This is a genomic window from Actinoallomurus sp. CA-142502, from assembly GCF_050936355.1.
Taxonomy (GTDB): Bacteria; Actinomycetota; Actinomycetes; order Streptosporangiales; family Streptosporangiaceae; genus Actinoallomurus; species Actinoallomurus iriomotensis.
The window spans coordinates 8,109,695-8,126,523 of sequence record NZ_JBNJMY010000001.1; the positions used below are offsets into that span (position 1 = coordinate 8,109,695).

Here is a 16,829-nt window from a genome sequence, read left to right on the forward strand (position 1 = left end):
GCTCATGGATCTTCCCGTGAGCCCGCCGGTCGCGCCGATGCTCGCCAAGGCCGTCAAGGAACTCCCGCGCGGCGACCTGCTGTACGAGCCCAAGTGGGACGGGTTCCGCGCGGTCGTGTTCCGCGACGGCGACGAGATCGACATCCGCGGTCGCAACGGCAAGCCGCTCGGCCGCTACTTCCCCGAGCTGGTCGAGGGGTTCGGCCGTGAGCTGCCCGAACGCTGCGTGCTCGACGGCGAGATCGTCCTGCGGCAGGGGCACGTGCTGGAGTTCGAGGTGCTCCAGCAGCGCATCCACCCGGCCGCCTCGCGGATCAAGCTGCTGGCCGAGCAGACCCCGGCGTCCTACGTCACCTTCGACCTGCTGGCGCTGGGCGACGAGTCGCTCATGGAGACGCCGTTCGGCGAGCGCCGGGCCCGGCTCACCGAGGTGCTGGCGGACGCCGGGGCGCCGGTCCACGTGACCCCGGCCACCGACCAGTACGACGTCGGCCTGCGGTGGTTCTCCGAGTTCGAGGGCGCCGGGCTGGACGGAGTGATCGCCAAGCCGCTGGACGGGCCGTACGAGCCGGACCGGCGGGCCATGTTCAAGGTCAAGCCCGAGCGCACCGCCGACTGCGTGGTGGCCGGGTTCCGCTGGCACAAGTCCGGGCCGATCGTCGGGTCGCTGCTGCTCGGCCTGTACGACGGCGAGCGGCTCCAGCACGTGGGCGTCTCCGCGTCCTTCCCGATGAAACGCCGCGCGGAGCTGGTGGACGAGCTGGCCCCGTACCGGATGACCGAGCTCGACGGGCACCCCTGGGCCGAGTGGGCCGCCCAGACCGAGGCCACCGCCGACCGCATGCCGGGCGCGATCACCCGCTGGAACGCCAAGAAGGACCTGTCGTGGGTCGCGGTGCGCCCGGAGCTGGTGTGCGAGGTCGCCTACGACCAGATGGAGGGGCGCAGGTTCCGGCACACGGCGCGGTTCCGCCGCTGGCGCCCGGACCGTACGCCGGAGTCGTGCGGCTATGACCAGCTCGAAGTGCCGGTGGCCTACGACCTGGACGACATCCTGGGCACCTGAGCCCGGCGCGGCACAGCTTTCAACGGCAGTTCACCTGCCGGCTTTCTGATCAGCGTGGACCCCAACCGCAGTGGATGATCTTCTATGTCCAGAACGTCCACTTATATCCAGTTGGGAGTCCTCGATGGTGCGTCGAAGATGGATGGCCGCGGGCATCGCCTTGATCGCCGCGTCCACGGCCGTCGCCGGCCCGGCCGTGGCGGCCGAGCGGCCGGGCGGGGTCGCGTTGCCGTGGGGATCGGCGACGGCGACGTGGACGTCCACCTCCCCGGCCCCGGGCGTGGAGGTGCGCACCGCGTCGATCTCCGTGCCGCAGGCGCAGCCGGTGTGGACGGTCACCGTGCAGGCTCCCGCCGTGAACCGGATGACCGGCGCCGCCGCCTGGGCGGAGCTCGGAGACGCGGCGTGGGCCGCGACGTCCGTCTCGCGGCTGGCCGCGGCGGGGATCGACGCGCACGTCGACCAGGTGCCCTGGCCGGCCTTCACCGACACTCCGCACGGCACCGAGGGCTCGCGCGTACGCGTCGGCGGCTTCGCCACCCAGGCCGACGCGAAGAAGCAGGCGGACGCGGTCACCGCCGCCGGCCTGCACCCGCTGGTCGAATGGACCGGGTACGACGTCGACCAGGCACCCGACCGGGAGAGCGTCCATGTCGGGATCGTCGATCCCACGGTGTTCCACGGCAGGGTCGTCGCCGACCACGGCGGCGCGGTCGCCGGACGGTCGACCACCTCGGCCCAGGCCCGCGCGGCCGGCTCCGTCCTCGCGGTCAACGCCGGCTTCTTCATCACCGCCGACGCCGACGGCGTCCAGGGCACGCAGGCGGGTCTCGGCGTCTACGGCGGCGTGCTCGACGCCCAGTCCTCCGGCGGCCGGGCCGCCCTCATCCTCCAGGACGGTGGCCGGCACAGCCGGGTCGCGAACCTCACCTCCCGCGCGACCGTCCGCGACGGCGCGTCGTCGTACCCGATCAACGGAACGAACCGCGTGCCGGGCAGGATCCGTGACTGCGGGCGGCCGGGGGTGTCGCCGACCGAGCAGCCGCGCCAGGACTTCACCTGCACCAGCGCCGACGACCTGGTGTCCTTCACGCCGCACTACGGCGCGGACCTGCCCACCGGGGCCGGCGCGCAGGCCGTGCTCGACGGCCGCGGCCGGGTGGTCGCCGCGGGGACCGTCGGCGGCAGGGTCCCGGCCGGCGGCGAGGTGCTCCAGGGCATCGGAACGGCCGCGACGTGGCTGAAGGCCCACGCCGTCGTGGGACGGCGGCTGACCGTCGACGAGCGGGTCCGTGACTCCGCCGGCCGTACGGTGCCGCTGACCGGCCGGACCGGCATCGCGAGCGCCGGGCCGATCCTGCTGCGCGACGGGAAGGTCGCCATCGACGCCGCCGCGGAAGGGGTCGTGGACCCGGCGGACCTCTCCTTCGGCTACGCCTGGGCGGAACAGCGCCAGCCCCGCACCCTCGCGGGCACGGACGCCTGGGGCCGGCTCATCCTCGTCACCGTCGACGGCCGCCAGCCGGGCGTCAGCGAGGGCGCGACGCTGGAGGAGGCCGCCCGGCTGATGCGCGGCCTCGGCGCGGTGAACGCGCTGAACCTCGACGGCGGAGGCTCGACCGCGATGGCGGTCGACGGCACCGTGGTCAACAAGCCGTCCGACGCGACCGGCGAACGCGCGGTCGGCGACACCGTGCAGGTCATCCCGTGACGGTTCTCCTCACCTGGAGCCCGTGAGCGGCCGATGGGAGACCCCGAGCGCGTCGCGCTCGGGGTCTTCTCACGTTCGGCCGCGGTTCCATCGCGCTCGACATTAGTGTGCGCCACACACTATGGTGTGTCGCATGACGTTGGATGAGCTGATCCTCGGTCAGGCGCAGGAGCTGCGCCGCGGCACGGTCGTGCTGGCCTGCCTGGCGCTGCTGGACGAGCCGCAGTACGGCTACGCGCTGCTGGAGACGCTCAACAACGCCGGGATCGCCGTCGACGGCAACACCCTCTATCCGCTGCTGCGCCGGCTGGACAAGCAAGGCCTGCTGACCAGCGAGTGGAACACCGACGAGTCGCGGCCCCGGAAGTTCTACCGGGTCAGCCCCGACGGCTCCCGGGTACGCGCCGGCCTGATCCGCGAATGGCAGGGCCTGGTCGCCTCGATCGCAGAACTGACCAAGGAGAGTCGATGACCGCCAGCTCGCTGACCGAGCGCTACGTGCATGAGGTCGTCCGGTGGATCCCGGCCGACCAGCGCGACGACATCGCCGACGAACTGCGCGCCACGATCGCCGACACCGTCGAGGCACGCGGCGCGACCGAACGCGAGGTGCTCACCGAGATGGGCGCCCCCGCCCGGCTCGCCGCCCGCTACGCCGACCGGCCGCCGGCCCTCATCGGGCCCGACCTGTTCCCGGTCTACAAACGCCTGCTGGTGGGGTTGCTGTCCACCGTGCTGCCGCTGGTCGCCGCCGCGCTCATGCTGCTCGACGTCGCGGACGGCAAGAGCGTCGGCGCGGCGATCGGCGGCGCGGTCACCATGGTGCTGACCGTCGGGGCGCAGATGATCGCCTGGGTCACCATGCTGTTCGCCCTGGTCGAGCGGTCCCTGCATCGGCGCGGCGCGACGGCCCGCACCCGCGCCTGGACTCCCGACGACCTGCCCGCGCCCGTGCAGAGGGAGAGGCGGGGCGCCGCCACTCTCACTTCGGCGGTGTGGCACGCGCTGCTGCTCGTACTGATCATCTGGCAGCACGTCGCCAAGCCCTACCGCCTCGGCGACGCCCGGGTACAGGTGCTCGACCCGGCCCTGTGGTCAGGCTGGATCTGGCCGATCCTCCTCGGCCTGGCCGGCATCGTGGCGCTCAACCTGATCCAGCTCACCACCCGCGACTGGACCGTCCCCCTGGCCGCCGTTCACGCGGCCGCCCACGCGATCTTCGCGCTGCCCGTGGCGTACGTGCTGTCCCGCCACATGCTCTTCGACCCGAACGTCCTGACGGACTTCAACGGCCCGGACTGGAAGACCCCGGACGCCTTCTACAACGTCACGGCCTTGGCCGTCCTCGCCGTGAGCGCGGGCCAAGCGATCAAACGCTTCCGCGAGGCCCGCGGCTGACCGCACCGAGTCAGTCCTTGCGGGCCTTGCTGGGCTGGACGCGCTTGGGCTCGCCCTTCATCTTCGGGTAGTTCGGTGGGTACGGCATGTCGCCGAGGCCGTGGTCGCGCTCGTCCCGGTCGGCCCACTCCAGCAGGGGCTCCAGGGAGAACGCCGCGTCGTCGATGGTGGCGTGCGGGTCACCGAGCTTGGCGAAGCGCTCCGGCACCGTCGCGATGGTGAAGTCGTCGGTGTCCACGTCGGGCAGCTCGTCCCAGGTCACCGGCGTGGAGACCGGGGCGTGCGGCTTCGGGCGGACGCTGTAGGCCGAGGCGATCGTACGGTCGCGGGCGTTCTGGTTGAAGTCGATGAAGACCTTCTCGCCGCGCTCCTCCTTCCACCAGTTGGTGGTGACCAGGTCGGGCATCCGCCGCTCCACCTCCCGGCCGAACGCCAGCGCGCAACGGCGTACCTCGGTGAAGGTCCAGCGCGGCTCGACGCGCACATAGATGTGGACGCCGCGGCTGCCGGAGGTCTTGGGGTAACCGGTGTAGCCGAGCTCGGCGAGCATGTCGCGCACCGGGCCGAGGGCGATCTTCTTCGCGTCGTCGAAGTCGGTGCCGGGCTGCGGGTCCAGGTCGATGCGCAGCTCGTCGGGGTGGTCGACGTCGGCGCGGCGTACGGGCCAGGGATGGAAGGTCACGGTGCCGAGGTTGGCCGCCCAGGCGACGTCCGCGAGGTGCATCGGGGCCAGCTCGTCGGCGAACCGGCCGCTGGGGAAGGCGATGCGCGCCGTCTCGATCCACTCGGGGGTGTTCTTGGGGATGCGCTTCTGGTAGAAGGCGTCACCCCGGTTGTCGGCACGGGTGGACAACTTGGCGCCCTCGAAGACCCCGCCGGGCCAGCGCTCCAGAGTGGTCGGCCGCTCGCGCAGCGCCCGGAGGATGCCCTCACCCACGGACAGGTAGTAGTTGACCAGGTCCAGCTTCGTCTCTCCCCGGGCCGGGAAGTAGACCTTGTCCGGGTTGGTGACCTTGACGACGCGGTCGCCGACCTCGAGCTCCACGAATGGTGACGCCATACGCGCACGGTACCCGCCGGGACCGACATTCGATCGGGTTCCGCCCTGGAATGACGTCTTGCCGGCGATGGTTGTTCACTGTGTGACAGCGATACGCAAGAGCGACGAGGAATGGAAGGCCCAGCTTTCGCCCGAGGAGTACCACGTCCTTCGGGAGGCCGGCACGGAGGCTCCGTGGACCGGTGAGTACGTCTCCACCAAGACGGTGGGCGTCTACCGCTGCCGGGCCTGCGGCACCGAGCTGTTCCGGTCGGAGACCAAGTTCGACTCCCACTGCGGCTGGCCGAGCTTCTACCAGCCGACCGAGTCGGACGCGGTCACGCTCATCGAGGACCGGAGCCTCGGCATGACCCGCACGGAGGTGCGCTGCGCCAACTGCGACTCACACCTCGGCCACGTGTTCGAAGGCGAGGGCTACCCCACGCCAACGGACCAGAGGTACTGCATCAACAGCGTCTCCCTGACCCTCGAACCGGCCGAATAAAGCCCACACGAGCAAGCCCGGCCCGGACCCGCAACGAACGGGCACGACGGTGCTGCGATCCTGCGACCCGGGTCTGCGGTTTGTTCTTCCACTTTTGGGCCATGGCGGTGGCCCGCACCTGCTGATTACCGTGGCTTAGCAAAATGTGATCTTGGTGGAGCGGCGGTCGGCCGGTTCCACGATGACGCAGCGGGAAGGCGGCGGCTGGAGGCTCGGGGTGGAGGGATTCGCTGTCGCTGCGGGGACCTGGGTGGAGGCGGGGACGAAGATCCGTGACGCCGCCGAGGTTTTGGCGTGCGGGCGTCGGGCCGGGGAGGGTGTGGACGCGTTCTGCCGGGCGGTGGGAGGGCCTTCGCGGTTCGGCACCGATGACCTGGGGCGGGCGCTGTTCGAGGGGGACCGGGAGTCGGGCGCGCCGGGATTCGCCGGGCTGCGGGACGGGCTCTTGAAGGACCTGACCTGGACCGTGAACCTCCTGCGGGCGATGGCCGCGGGTCTGGTGGTGGCCGGGGGGACGTACCGGGAGGCGGACGGGACGATCGCGGAGGGGCTGGGCGGGCCGGGCCCGGCCGGGCAGGATCCGCCCCGGTGGGCACGGATGCCGGAGTCCTATGTCCTGCCGCCGGTCCCGGGCGGCCTGCCGGCCGCGGCGCCTGCGCCGGATGTGTGGGCCTGGGCCGAGAAGGTACTGGGATGGTGCGGGGTACCGGTCGCCTGGCCCGAGGGCGACCTGACCGCGCTGGCCGATCTGCGCGATGCCGCGCTGTCGATGAAGAGCGTGCTCGACGAGGTGGCCGAGGAGGTGGCCGGGCACGCCAGACGGGTCGGTGACGGATCCGGCGCGGCGACCGAGGCGTTCACCGCGACCGCGAACGTGGTGCACGGCGAATCCGGCCTGCTGAGGTCCCTCGCGCACCGGTGCGGGGAACTGGCACGCTACTGCGACGACAGCCGGCGCGCGATCATCAGCGCGCGGTGGCAGTGCGTCGCCACGGCGGTGTTCGTGGTGGCGCTGACCCTGCTCGCGGGTGCGCTGGGCCGCTGGGTCCAGGGCCTGGTCGCGCGGTTGATCAAGCTGGAGGGCGCGGCGCTGTGGATCGCGCTGCGGGTGATCCGGGACGCGGTACTGGGAATGGCGTTCACGGCCGGGACCGGGGAGATCGGTCTGCTGTTCCACGGCGACGGCCTTGATTTCGGTGCGCTCGCCCGCCTGGCGCTGGAAGGACTCCTCGTCGGGGGGCTGACCGGCTTCGCCGTCCACGGGGCGCTGCCGGCCCTGCTACGGCGGTCCCCGGCGCTGGAATGGCTGTCGCGGTGGAGCCGGTCCCCCGGCGCACGAGGAGTCACCACCCGGTACGCCCTGTCCGGAAGCGCCGGCACCGCCGCGATCTGGACCGCCGGAGGACTCACCGGCCACGGCTGGGATCTGGACCAGCTCCAAGACGCCGCCAAATACGGCTTCGGCATGGCCTTCACCGGCGCCGGAACCGAACTGGCCGGCCGGCTCTTCCACCACACCCCATCCGCACCACCGGCGAGCGGACCGCTCCACAGCACGGCACCCGGTCCGCTCGACGGCCCGGCCACCGCGGGGCTCGGCGGCGTCCACGACCACCCGGTGAACCCCGGCAGCGTCCACGATCACGTGGTGAGCCCCGGCGACCTCACCGCCAGACTCGATGCCGGGGCCGGAGCCCCCTATCTCCGCGACGTCCCACCGGCCTTCCCCGAGACGATGACCGTCCAGGACCTGCGAACCGAGATGGCCGCCGGCCGGCTGACCTCAGAAGAACTGACGCAGCGGTGCCTGGACCGCATCGACGCGATGAATAAGGAACTGGGCGCCGTCATACCGGGCTCACTGAACCGGGACGCCGTACTCGCCCAAGCCCGCGAGGCCGACCGTGTCCGCGCCTCCGGCGTCGACATCGGCCCGCTACACGGCATCCCCGTCCTGGTCAAGGACAACATCGACACCCGTGACCTGCCCACCACCGCCGGCTCCCTCGCCCTGCTGCACAACAAACCCTACGCGGACGCCAAGGTGGTCACCCAACTCCGCGACGCCGGCGCGATCATCCTCGGCAAGACGAACCTGTCCGAATGGGCCAACTTTCGTTCGGACACCCCCCGACACGGCTGGAGCGCGACCGGCGGCCAGACCAGGAACCCCTACGTCCTCGACCGGAGCCCGTCCGGGTCCTCCAGCGGCTCCGCGGTGGCGGCCGCCACCGGCATGGCGCCCATCACCATCGGCACCGAGACCTCCGGCTCCATCGTCTCCCCCGCGGCGATGAACGGCGTGGTCGGTTTCAAACCTTCTTTGTGGCGGGTCAGCCCGCATGGCGTCGTGCCGGTCTCACTCTTCCAGGACACCGCCGGGCCGATCACCCGGAACGTGGCCGACGCCGCCGCGGTCTTCGAGGCCATCGCGACCACGTCCGAGCCGATCCGCCTGAGCCCCGACCTGCCACCGGGAACGAGGATCGGCGTGTGGCGTCGGGACGGAAACCATCCCGATGTGGACCGCGTCCTCGCCGAGACGGTCGAAAGCCTCCACGAACTGGGCGCCACCACGGTCACCGTCGACCTGCCCCTCCCCAACACATGGGTCGTGCTGCCGTACGAGTTCAAGCAGGCCATCAACAGCTACCTGGCCACGACCGGCGGCGAACACCCACGCGACCTCGCCGAACTGATCGCCTTCACCCGAGATCACCCCGGCGAACGATCCTCAGACTTCGGGCAGGCCGTGTTCGAACGGGCCCAGGACACGGACACGGACACGGTGCTCTCCATACACGAGCACGACGAGAGGCGCCAGAACATCACCGAGCAGGCCCGTCACCACCTCGACCGCATCTTCGACACGCACCACCTGGACGCGATCGTCGCCCCGACCATCTCGCCCTCCACCAGGATCCTCGACAACAACGGTTCCTGGAACGGCACCTGCGGCCCTGCGGCCGTCGCCGGATACCCGAACATCAACGTCCCGGCCGGGTTCGCCGAAGGGGAGCTGCCCGTGGGCGTCTCCTTCATGGGACGTGACAAGGCCGACGAGCAGATCCTCGGCCTGGCCTACGCCTTCGAACAGGCCACCCAGTCCCGCCGCCCCCCGAAATACCTCCCCACCCTCCCCAAATAAGCCAGAAGCCCAGAAGGCAGCATCACGAACGTTCCAGCCCCAGAGGGGGCTACCAGCCCCGGCGACGGCCGGTCCGGCCGGTCCTCAGGGCACGCGGTCGAGGCGGCAGTCGTCTCGGTCGTTCATCTTGTTGGCCAGGACCGGGTATCCGGCCGCGCGGTCGGCGTGCACGAACACCTCCGGGAGATGGCCGTGGTCCTCGGCGTACGCCGCGGCGGTCTCGCACAGGGCGATGGCCGTACGGGAGTTCGCGTCGGAGGCGGGCAGGTCGGTGTAGACGCGCAGCATGGGGCCGGTCCAGATCACCTCGGTGACGTGCGCGGCGCGCGTCGGGTCCTGCTGCCGGTAGAAGGCCAGGGCGGCCAGGTCGCCGGGCCGCACGGGGCGTGACCGCGCGACGGGCGCCTGGGCGGACCGGCCGCCGAGGACGTTCGCCGCGGCGGCCTTCGGCACGGTGTCCGGCCGATGCGTGTCCGCCGGGGCCAGCGTGACGAACGTGGCCACGGCACCGGTCAGGGTCACGAACAAGCCCGCGGCCACGACGATCCGCGTGCGCCGCGGCGACAGGGCCGCGCGTACGGCGCTCACCGCGCCCGGTAGGCGCGCGTGCCGTCCCCTTATTCGCCGTGCTCCGTTCACCCTGCTCCTCCGGCTCCCCCGGGCCCGCGGCGGTCGCCGCGTCACGGATCCTCGTGCACGGCCGGTACGCGGGGTGCCGCCGATGGCGAAGTCTTTACCGGCGGAACAGGGGTCTGTCCCTCAGGGAAGGGCGGCGACGAGCTCGGTGACCGGCTTGCGGGAGCCGGTGTAGAACGGCGTCTCCTCGCGGACGTGCCGGCGCGTCTCCGAGCCCCGCAGGTGACGCATCAGGTCGACGATGCGGTACAGCTCGTCGCCCTCGAAGGCGAGGATCCACTCGTAGTCGCCCAGAGCGAACGAGGACACCGTGTTGGCCCGCACGTCGGGGTACTCCCGTGCCATCCGGCCGTGCTCGGCGAGCAGTGCCCGCCGCTCCTCGTCCGGCAGCAGGTACCACTCGTAGGAGCGGACGAAGGGGTACACGCAGACGTACGCGCGGGCCTGCTCCTCGGCGAGGAACGCCGGGACGTGGCTCTTGTTGAACTCCGCCGGGCGGTGCAGCGCCATCACCGACCACACCGGCTCCGACGCCCGGCCCAGCGTCGTACGGCGGAACCGGTTGTAGATCTCCTGGAGGTCGTCGGAGGACGGCGCGTGCCACCAGAACATGTAGTCGGCGTCGGCCCGCAGGCCGGCCACGTCGTACACCCCACGGGTCGTGACGTCCTTGGCCGCGGCCTGTTCGAGCAGGTCCTCGACCTCGCGGGCGACCGCGTCGCGGTCGGCGTCGGCGAGGTTGCGCACCCGGAAGACCGACCACATGGTGTAGCGGATCACCTGGTTGAGGTCGCGTGCCTTCGGCTTGTCGCCACTCACGGTCAGTTCCCCTTCTGCTCCGGCACCGGCCGACGTCGCCCGGTCGTCTCCGATTCTCCCCGACTCTTCAGGTCCCCCGTCACCCGGGCCACCGCCGCGCGGGCCGACGCGATGCACGCCGGGACGCCCACGCCGTCGTACGCGGCGCCGCACACCGCGAGGCCCGGCGCGCCGGCGACGGCGCCGCGGATCCGCGCGACCCGGTCGAGGTGGCCGACGGAGTACTGCGGGAGCGAGCCGCCCCAGCGGGTGACCCGGCTGTCGACGGGCAGTTCGGTCACCCCGGTCGTCCGGGCCAGCTCGGTCATGGCCAGGGCCTTCAGCTCCTCGTCGGGGCGCTGGAGGACCTGTTCCTCGCCGTACCGGCCGATCGAGCAGCGGACGACCACCACGCCGGGCGCGTCGTCGAGGAGGTGCGGCCACTTGGTGGTGCTGAACGTGACCGCCTTGACGCCGTCGGACTCCACGGCGGGCACGAGGTAGCCGCTCCGGCGCGGTGGCCGCGGGAACGCCGTGGCGGAGTAGGCCAGAGTGACGATCGCCATGCTGGCGTACCCGATCCGCCCCAGCTCGGCCGATGCCGCGGGCACCTCCTCCTGCAGGAGCCGCCGGGCCGCGTGCGCCGGCACCGCGAGGATGACCGCGTCGGCCTCGACCAGTTCCGGCTCCCGCGCGGGGCCGACGGTGAGCCGCCAGCCCTCCGGCCCGCGGCGCAGCTCGCGCACCATCGTCTCCGTGCGCAGGGTGACGTCCAGGTCGGTGACCCGGCTCGCGAGGGACTGCGCGAACGCGCCCATGCCACCGGTGAGCGTGGTGAACACCGGGCCCGAGCTCGCCGGCGCGGCCTCGCGTACGGCGCGGGCCGCGGCGATCAGCGATCGGTGGGTCCGCGCCGCGTCGGCCAGGCCCGGCATCGTCGCCTCGAAGGACAGGTCGTCGGCCCGCCCGGCGTACACCCCGCCCAGCAGCGGCTCGACCAGCCGGTCCACCACCTCGGCGCCCATCCGCGCGCCGACCAGGCCGGCGACGGACACGTCCTCTCCGCGGGGGGTGGCGGGGCGTACGAGGTCGAGCGGGACGCGGGCCATCCCGGCGGCCGACAGCACGCCGGAGCGGGCCAGCGCGACCAGGTCGGCGGGGACGCCCATGATGTGCCCGGAGGGCATGTCGTGGAGCGCGCCTCGGCTCCAGATCGCCGAGGAGGTCGTCCCGGGGAAGGCCAGCCGGTCGCCGATGCCCAGCTCGCGGACGAGCTCCAGCCCCTCGGGCCGCCGCGCGAGCATCGCCTCGGCGCCCTCGTCCACCGCCAGGCCGGCGACCTCGCTGACGCGGAGCTTGCCGCCGACGTCGGCGGAACCCTCCAGGAGCGTGACGCGGGCTCCGCCCTTGGCGGCGTGGTACGCGGCGGTCAGCCCGGCGATCCCGCCGCCGACGACGGCGACGTGGGCACGGGTCGGCGCATCGGTCATGGCTCCACGATCCCAGAGCCTTCGCCCGGCCGGCACACCACCCGTCCCTGACACGGGTGCCGTGACCTGGGCGCGTCGTCATCGTGATCCGATCGCGACGGCCGCCCCGCGAACGGTGACGTACGTCACGACGTCCCAGTCATATGAGACCGTTCATCGTCGTATCGGCCGCCGCGCTCGTCCTCCTCACGGCCTGCTCCGGCGCCGACAACGGAGCATCCGCCGGCTCGGGCGGCCGCGCCGCCGTCGCGCGCGCACCGAGCAAAGAGGCCGACGCCGCGGGCCGGGCGCAGAACGTGCGCCTCGCGCCCACCCAGGCCATCGTCTACACCGCGGACCTCACGATGCGGTCCGGCGACGTCACCGGCGCCGCGGGCCGGGCGAAGAGCGTGGTCGCCGCCGCGGGCGGCTACGTCGGCAACGAGAACGCGACCGAGAACCCCGGCTCGCGCCCGTCGGCCACGATCACCTTCAAGATCCCGTCGGCGCGGTACCAGGGCGTGCTGGACCAGCTCGCGTCCTCGCGCATCGGCACCCGCGTCTCGCTGCGGCAGCAGGCCGACGACGTGACCCAGGAGGTCGCCGACGTCGACAGCCGGGTCAAGTCGGCCAAAGCGACCCTGGCGTCGTTCCGGAAGCTGCTCGACAAGGCCTCCGACGTCGACGACATCGTGCAGTTGGAACAGGAGATCGCCAGCCGGGAGTCCGACCTTGAGTCCCTGCAGGCACGCCAGAAGTCACTGGCCTCCCAGACGAGCTACGCCACCGTGACGCTGCGGCTGGAGGGCACGACGCCGACGCGCCGCGAACATCACCGGTCGACGGGCTTCTCGGGCGGCGTGTCGTCGGGCTGGCACGCGTTCACGGTGTTCGTGAAGGGACTGGCGCTCGTGGTCGGCTGGCTCCTGCCGTTCGCCGGCCTCGCCGCGGTGATCAGCCTGCCGGCCTGGTGGCTGTGGCGCCGCCGCCGCCGTTCGTCCGGGTCGAGCGCCGCCTGACCGTACGCCCCGGCCCGCCCCGGGGCGGTCAGCGCGCCTGGGCGTGGACGGCGGACTCCTCGTGGACCAGGTCGGCGAGGCGGGCCAGCACGCCCGGGTCGGTCGACGGGAGCACCCCGTGGCCCAGGTTGAACACGTGGCCCTCCGCCGTACGGCCCTGGGCGAGGACCTCGCGGGCGCGTTCGGCCGCGACCTCCCACGGGGCCAGCAGGATGGCCGGGTCGAGGTTGCCCTGCAGGGCCTTGCCGGCGTCGACGCGGCGTACGGCATCGTCGAGCGGGACCCGCCAGTCGACGCCGACCACGTCCGCGCCCGCCTCTCCCATCAGCCCCAGGAGCTCGCCCGTGCCGACGCCGAAGTGGATGCGCGGCACGCCGTACGGCTCCAGGGCGGAGAAGATCTTTTCGCTGTGCGGCAGCACCGACCGCCGGTAGTCGGCCGGCGCCACGCCGCCGACCCACGAGTCGAACAGCTGGATCGCCCGCGCGCCCGCCTCGACCTGCACCTTCAGGTAGGCGATCGCGATGTCGGCGAGGCGGTCGAGCAGCCGCGCCCACAGCTCCGGCTCGCCGTACATCATCGCCTTGGTGCGCTCGTGGTTCTTCGACGGGCCGCCCTCGATGAGGTAGGAGGCCAGGGTGAACGGCCCGCCGGCGAAGCCGATCAGCGGGATGTCGCCCAGCTCGGCGTCGAGGGAGCGCACCGCCTCGGTGACGTAGGGCACGTCGTCCGGCGTCAGGGGGCGCAGGCGACCGACCGCGGCGGCGTCGCGGATCGGGTCGGCGATCACCGGGCCGACGCCCGGCTTGATGTCCAGGTCGACGCCGATGGCCTTGAGCGGCACCACGATGTCGCTGAAGAAGATGGCCGCGTCCACCGCGTAGCGGCGCAGCGGCTGCATCGTGATCTCCACGATCAGGTCGGGGATCGTGCACGCCTCGAGCATCGGGACGGTGCCTCGTGCCTCGCGGTACTCCGGGAGCGACCGGCCGGCCTGCCGCATGAACCACACCGGCGTGTGCGGCACCGGCAGCCGGCGGCACGCGTTGAGGAACGGGCCGTCGCGGCGGGCGGCGGGCAGGTTCGCACGGCCGTTGTCCGGCCTGGTCTCCGGTGCTGCGCCGGGCCGCGGAGCGGCGCCGTTCTGGGGGTTCTCGACGTCGGGCACACTTGGATGGTCCCACGAAACATCGCAGGCCGGGCCGGTACCCCCAAGTCCGTACGGCGACAAGCGCCGCACGTCCGTTATGAGAATCTTCGGGACACGCCGAGCGACATCCCGCGATCGTGCCGGGCGGCATGCGAGCGTGTGAACGCTCCACCCCGAAGCCGAGTTGAGGGAGGCTGTCAGCGGATGACCCTCACCCGTCACTGCTCCGTCTGTGATGACGAACGCGTCTTCGAGCAGCCGCCGTGCGACGAAGGTCACGGCGTCGACTGCCCCGATCTGATGTGCTCGGTGTGCGGCACGGCGATCGTGATCGGCGATGCCCCCGAGATGCCGGTGATCATTCGGTCCCAGGCCGCGTAGGACCACCCCGTACCATGCGTCCCCTTCTCCCCACCGAGGACATGCGTCCGGCGGATCGCCCGGTGGACCGATGACTCCCCGGGACGCGCGCCCGCCGGAGCCGTTCCGGCGAGCCGTCGAGACCATGCGCGCGTTCGTCGAGGCAGAGCCGGCCCGCTCGGAGCTCGTGATCGAGGACATGCCGGCGCCGCAGCGCCTGGCGCCGTACGCCGCGGCGATCATGGCGACCGTCTACCGCGAGGACGACAGCGAGCTGGGCGTCGGCCGGCTCATCCTGCTGTACGACCCCGAGGGTCAGCGCGGCTGGCACGGCGACTTCCGCGTGGTCGCCTACGTCCGCGCCGACCTGGAGCCGGAGATCGCGGCCGATCCGCTGATCGGCCCGGTCGGCTGGAGCTGGCTGACGGAGGCCCTCGACCAGCGCGGCGCGGGCTACAAGGCCGCCTCCGGGACGATCACCCGGGCGGTCTCGGAGAGCTTCGGCGACAAGAACGACGACCCTGAGACCACCGAACTCGAGCTGCGGGCTTCCTGGTCACCGACGGACGGGGACATGTCCGGGCATATCAACGCCTGGTGTGATGTTCTGTGTCTTGCGGCTGGATTGCCGCCGGCGGGAGTCACCTCCCTGCCTGGTCCAGGTGTTTGACGACGTACGGTAGGCGCGTGGGATTGTCGGAAGCAGAAGTAGTACCTCTCCTCGAACCACGGGAAGGCATCCCCCCGGTCTGTGAGAGCGCGCATGCGCTGGCCGCGGCGGTCGAGCGGCTCGCCGGGGGCGAGGGGCCGGTGGCGGTCGACGCCGAGCGTGCCTCGGGCTATCGCTACGGGCAGCGCGCCTACCTGGTGCAGCTCCGCCGCAGGGGCGCCGGAACGGTCCTCGTCGACCCCGTGCCCTGCTCGGACCTGTGCGAGCTGAACAACGCGCTCGCCGACACCGAGATGGTCCTGCACGCCGCCACCCAGGATCTGCCGTGCCTCTCGGAGCTCGGTCTCGTACCGGGCCGGCTGTTCGACACCGAGCTGGCCGGCCGGCTGCTCGGCTACCCCCGTGTGGGGCTGGGCACCATGGTCGAGACCGTGCTGGGCTTCACCCTCGAGAAGGGTCATTCCGCCGCCGACTGGTCCACGCGCCCGCTGCCCGCCGACTGGCTGCGGTACGCCGCGCTCGACGTCGAGCTCCTCGTCGAGCTCCGTGACGCGCTGCGCACCGAGCTGGACGAGGCGGGCAAGCTCGCCTGGGCCGAGGAGGAGTTCGCCGCGATCCTGGCCGCGCCGCCCAAAGAGCCCCGCCAGGACCCCTGGCGCCGCACCTCCGGCATCCACCGGCTGCGCACCCGGCGTGGCCTGGCGGTCGTACGGGAGATGTGGACGACGCGCGACCGGATCGCCCGCGAGCGCGACCTGTCCCCCGGGCGCGTCCTGCCCGACGCGGCCATCATCGAGGCCGCGCTCCAGCTCCCGCGCACGCCCGACGACCTGGCCGCGCTGCCGGCGTTCCGCGGGCGCAACCCCCGGCGGCACGCGGCGGCGTGGTTCCGCGCCGTGCAGAAGGGCCGTACGCTGCCGGACGCCGCACTGCCCGAGCACAGCCTGCCCGGAGAGGGCCCGCCGCCCGCGCACCGCTGGGCCGAACGCGACCCGGCCGCCGCCGAACGCCTCACCGCCACCCGCGCCGTGGTCGCCGCCCTCGCCGACGAGCACACCATGCCGACGGAGAACCTCCTGCAGCCCGACACCGTACGGCGGCTGGCGTGGAGCCCGCCGGAGTCGATCAGCGAGGAGTCGGTCGGGCTCGTGCTGACCGCGCTCGGAGCCCGGACGTGGCAGGTGACGCTGACGGCGAAGCCGCTGGCCAAGGCGATGGTCAGGCTGGCGACCAAGAGTGAGTCCTGAGGGCCCGCCCGGGAGCCGTGGCGAGCCTTTCGAGGCGATCCGCACCCCTCGGCTCGAACTGCGGCCGCTGACCGCCGGAACCGCACGCGACCTGGCGGACGGCGACTACTCCGGCGTACCCGCCGGTGCCGACTGGCCCACGGAGGCGACGCCGATCGTCGCGATGCGGGCCGCCGTGGACCCGGGCGCGCTGACCTGGCTGATCGCCCGCCGAGGCATGGTGATCGGCGAATGCGGCCTGAAACACGCACCGGGCCCGGACGGGTCGGCGGAGATCGGGTACGGCATGGGCGCGGCCTGGCGGGCGAACGGCTACGGCACCGAGGCGGTCGGCGCCCTGGTCGAGTGGCTGCCGAACCTCGCCGGCTGTCGCCGGGTGACCGCCGAGGTACACGAGACGAACCTCGCGTCCCGGCGCCTGCTCGAACGCCTGAGCTTCACCATCGACCACCTGGCCTCGCCGTACGTCTGGTACTCCCGCGTCCTTTCCCACGACCTGTGAGTGTTCGACCCGGATCGGCCGACGCGCGGCCGTCATGACCGGGCGGCTCAGTCACGGTCGAGCACCCGGGCCCAGCGCGATGCCGGAATTTCGGCCGGCGTCGAGCCGGCG

16 protein-coding genes are annotated in these 16,829 nt (G+C 72.3%); 11 read left to right on the forward strand and 5 right to left on the reverse strand.

All coding sequences use genetic code 11. The annotated features are described in order from the left end of the window. The first annotated feature begins 4 nt into the window (after positions 1-4). From ACQEV1_RS37860 to ACQEV1_RS37875, 4 genes are all read left to right on the forward strand, one after another. Positions 5-1,066: an ATP-dependent DNA ligase gene (locus tag ACQEV1_RS37860; protein ID WP_433400913.1), complete on the forward strand. Its 1,062-nt coding sequence runs from the start codon at positions 5-7 to the stop codon at positions 1,064-1,066. A gap of 124 nt (positions 1,067-1,190) precedes the next feature. Continuing rightward, complete coding sequence (locus ACQEV1_RS37865; protein WP_433400916.1) at positions 1,191-2,777, forward strand: phosphodiester glycosidase family protein; 1,587 nt, start codon at positions 1,191-1,193, stop codon at positions 2,775-2,777. A 133-nt stretch (positions 2,778-2,910) separates the two neighbouring features. After that, the gene (locus tag ACQEV1_RS37870) at positions 2,911-3,249 is read left to right on the forward strand and encodes a PadR family transcriptional regulator (protein ID WP_285636338.1); all 339 of its coding nucleotides are present in this window, start codon (positions 2,911-2,913) and stop codon (positions 3,247-3,249) included. Then, positions 3,246-4,175 (forward strand): HAAS signaling domain-containing protein, encoded by a 930-nt coding sequence (locus tag ACQEV1_RS37875; protein WP_433400920.1) that lies wholly within the window; start codon positions 3,246-3,248, stop codon positions 4,173-4,175. The genes ACQEV1_RS37870 and ACQEV1_RS37875 overlap by 4 nt, the downstream gene beginning before the upstream one ends. A 10-nt stretch (positions 4,176-4,185) precedes the next feature. On the opposite strand, the gene ACQEV1_RS37880 is transcribed toward ACQEV1_RS37875, so the two are convergent. Beyond that, positions 4,186-5,235 carry a DNA polymerase domain-containing protein gene (locus tag ACQEV1_RS37880; RefSeq protein ID WP_433400923.1) on the reverse strand — a complete coding sequence of 350 codons (1,050 nt, stop codon included), beginning with the start codon at positions 5,233-5,235 and terminating at the stop codon, positions 4,186-4,188. Between the two features lie 67 nt (positions 5,236-5,302). On the opposite strand from ACQEV1_RS37880, the gene msrB reads away from it, so the two are divergent. Both msrB and ACQEV1_RS37890 read left to right on the forward strand, forming a co-directional pair. Beyond that, complete coding sequence (gene msrB / locus ACQEV1_RS37885) at positions 5,303-5,719, forward strand: peptide-methionine (R)-S-oxide reductase MsrB (protein ID WP_432705681.1); 417 nt, start codon at positions 5,303-5,305, stop codon at positions 5,717-5,719. A gap of 181 nt (positions 5,720-5,900) precedes the next feature. Then, positions 5,901-8,867 carry an amidase family protein gene (locus ACQEV1_RS37890; protein ID WP_433400927.1) on the forward strand — a complete coding sequence of 989 codons (2,967 nt, stop codon included), beginning with the start codon at positions 5,901-5,903 and terminating at the stop codon, positions 8,865-8,867. Between the two features lie 84 nt (positions 8,868-8,951). Here ACQEV1_RS37890 and ACQEV1_RS37895 read toward each other — a convergent pair whose 3' ends face one another. From ACQEV1_RS37895 to hemG, 3 genes are all read right to left on the reverse strand, one after another. After that, positions 8,952-9,506, reverse strand: coding sequence for a hypothetical protein (locus ACQEV1_RS37895; RefSeq protein ID WP_433400930.1), 555 nt, complete (start codon positions 9,504-9,506; stop codon positions 8,952-8,954). Between the two features lie 120 nt (positions 9,507-9,626). Continuing rightward, on the reverse strand, positions 9,627-10,268 hold the full coding sequence (gene hemQ / locus ACQEV1_RS37900; RefSeq protein ID WP_285581967.1) for a hydrogen peroxide-dependent heme synthase: 642 nt from the start codon (positions 10,266-10,268) through the stop codon (positions 9,627-9,629). A gap of 56 nt (positions 10,269-10,324) precedes the next feature. Next, entirely contained in the window at positions 10,325-11,791 is a 1,467-nt protein-coding gene (gene hemG, locus ACQEV1_RS37905; RefSeq protein WP_433400933.1) for a protoporphyrinogen oxidase, read from the reverse strand. Between the two features lie 143 nt (positions 11,792-11,934). On the opposite strand from hemG, the gene ACQEV1_RS37910 reads away from it, so the two are divergent. After that, a complete protein-coding gene (locus ACQEV1_RS37910) occupies positions 11,935-12,789 on the forward strand; it encodes a DUF4349 domain-containing protein (protein ID WP_433400936.1) in 855 nt (284 codons plus the stop codon). Positions 12,790-12,817: 28 nt separating this feature from the next. Here ACQEV1_RS37910 and hemE read toward each other — a convergent pair whose 3' ends face one another. Then, complete coding sequence (gene hemE / locus ACQEV1_RS37915) at positions 12,818-13,870, reverse strand: uroporphyrinogen decarboxylase (protein WP_285581965.1); 1,053 nt, start codon at positions 13,868-13,870, stop codon at positions 12,818-12,820. Positions 13,871-14,143: 273 nt separating this feature from the next. Between hemE and ACQEV1_RS37920 the strand changes: the two genes are divergently transcribed. The 4 genes from ACQEV1_RS37920 (at position 14,144) to ACQEV1_RS37935 (ending at position 16,718) form a co-directional block, all read left to right on the forward strand. Next, the gene (locus ACQEV1_RS37920; RefSeq protein ID WP_285581808.1) at positions 14,144-14,320 is read left to right on the forward strand and encodes a hypothetical protein; all 177 of its coding nucleotides are present in this window, start codon (positions 14,144-14,146) and stop codon (positions 14,318-14,320) included. A 70-nt stretch (positions 14,321-14,390) separates the two neighbouring features. Next, positions 14,391-14,969 carry a DUF3000 domain-containing protein gene (locus tag ACQEV1_RS37925; RefSeq protein WP_285628827.1) on the forward strand — a complete coding sequence of 193 codons (579 nt, stop codon included), beginning with the start codon at positions 14,391-14,393 and terminating at the stop codon, positions 14,967-14,969. A gap of 23 nt (positions 14,970-14,992) precedes the next feature. Then, positions 14,993-16,216 (forward strand): ribonuclease D, encoded by a 1,224-nt coding sequence (locus ACQEV1_RS37930; protein WP_285628864.1) that lies wholly within the window; start codon positions 14,993-14,995, stop codon positions 16,214-16,216. Then, positions 16,206-16,718: a GNAT family N-acetyltransferase gene (locus ACQEV1_RS37935; protein ID WP_285628824.1), complete on the forward strand. Its 513-nt coding sequence runs from the start codon at positions 16,206-16,208 to the stop codon at positions 16,716-16,718. The genes ACQEV1_RS37930 and ACQEV1_RS37935 overlap by 11 nt, the downstream gene beginning before the upstream one ends. Positions 16,719-16,829: the final 111 nt, after the last annotated feature.

What these genes read in the sequence shown, in the direction of transcription:
- ACQEV1_RS37880 (WP_433400923.1), bottom strand. Translation starts at nt 5,235, where the DNA reads ATGGCGTCACCATTCGTGGAGCTCGAGGTCGGCGACCGCGTCGTCAAG.
- ACQEV1_RS37870 (WP_285636338.1), top strand. Translation starts at nt 2,911, where the DNA reads ATGACGTTGGATGAGCTGATCCTCGGTCAGGCGCAGGAGCTGCGCCGC.
- ACQEV1_RS37875 (WP_433400920.1), top strand. Translation starts at nt 3,246, where the DNA reads ATGACCGCCAGCTCGCTGACCGAGCGCTACGTGCATGAGGTCGTCCGG.
- hemG (WP_433400933.1), bottom strand. Translation starts at nt 11,791, where the DNA reads ATGACCGATGCGCCGACCCGTGCCCACGTCGCCGTCGTCGGCGGCGGG.
- ACQEV1_RS37920 (WP_285581808.1), top strand. Translation starts at nt 14,144, where the DNA reads ATGACCCTCACCCGTCACTGCTCCGTCTGTGATGACGAACGCGTCTTC.
- ACQEV1_RS37890 (WP_433400927.1), top strand. Translation starts at nt 5,901, where the DNA reads ATGACGCAGCGGGAAGGCGGCGGCTGGAGGCTCGGGGTGGAGGGATTC.
- hemQ (WP_285581967.1), bottom strand. Translation starts at nt 10,268, where the DNA reads ATGTGGTCGGTCTTCCGGGTGCGCAACCTCGCCGACGCCGACCGCGAC.
- ACQEV1_RS37860 (WP_433400913.1), top strand. Translation starts at nt 5, where the DNA reads ATGGATCTTCCCGTGAGCCCGCCGGTCGCGCCGATGCTCGCCAAGGCC.
- ACQEV1_RS37925 (WP_285628827.1), top strand. Translation starts at nt 14,391, where the DNA reads ATGACTCCCCGGGACGCGCGCCCGCCGGAGCCGTTCCGGCGAGCCGTC.
- msrB (WP_432705681.1), top strand. Translation starts at nt 5,303, where the DNA reads ATGGTTGTTCACTGTGTGACAGCGATACGCAAGAGCGACGAGGAATGG.
- ACQEV1_RS37865 (WP_433400916.1), top strand. Translation starts at nt 1,191, where the DNA reads ATGGTGCGTCGAAGATGGATGGCCGCGGGCATCGCCTTGATCGCCGCG.
- ACQEV1_RS37910 (WP_433400936.1), top strand. Translation starts at nt 11,935, where the DNA reads ATGAGACCGTTCATCGTCGTATCGGCCGCCGCGCTCGTCCTCCTCACG.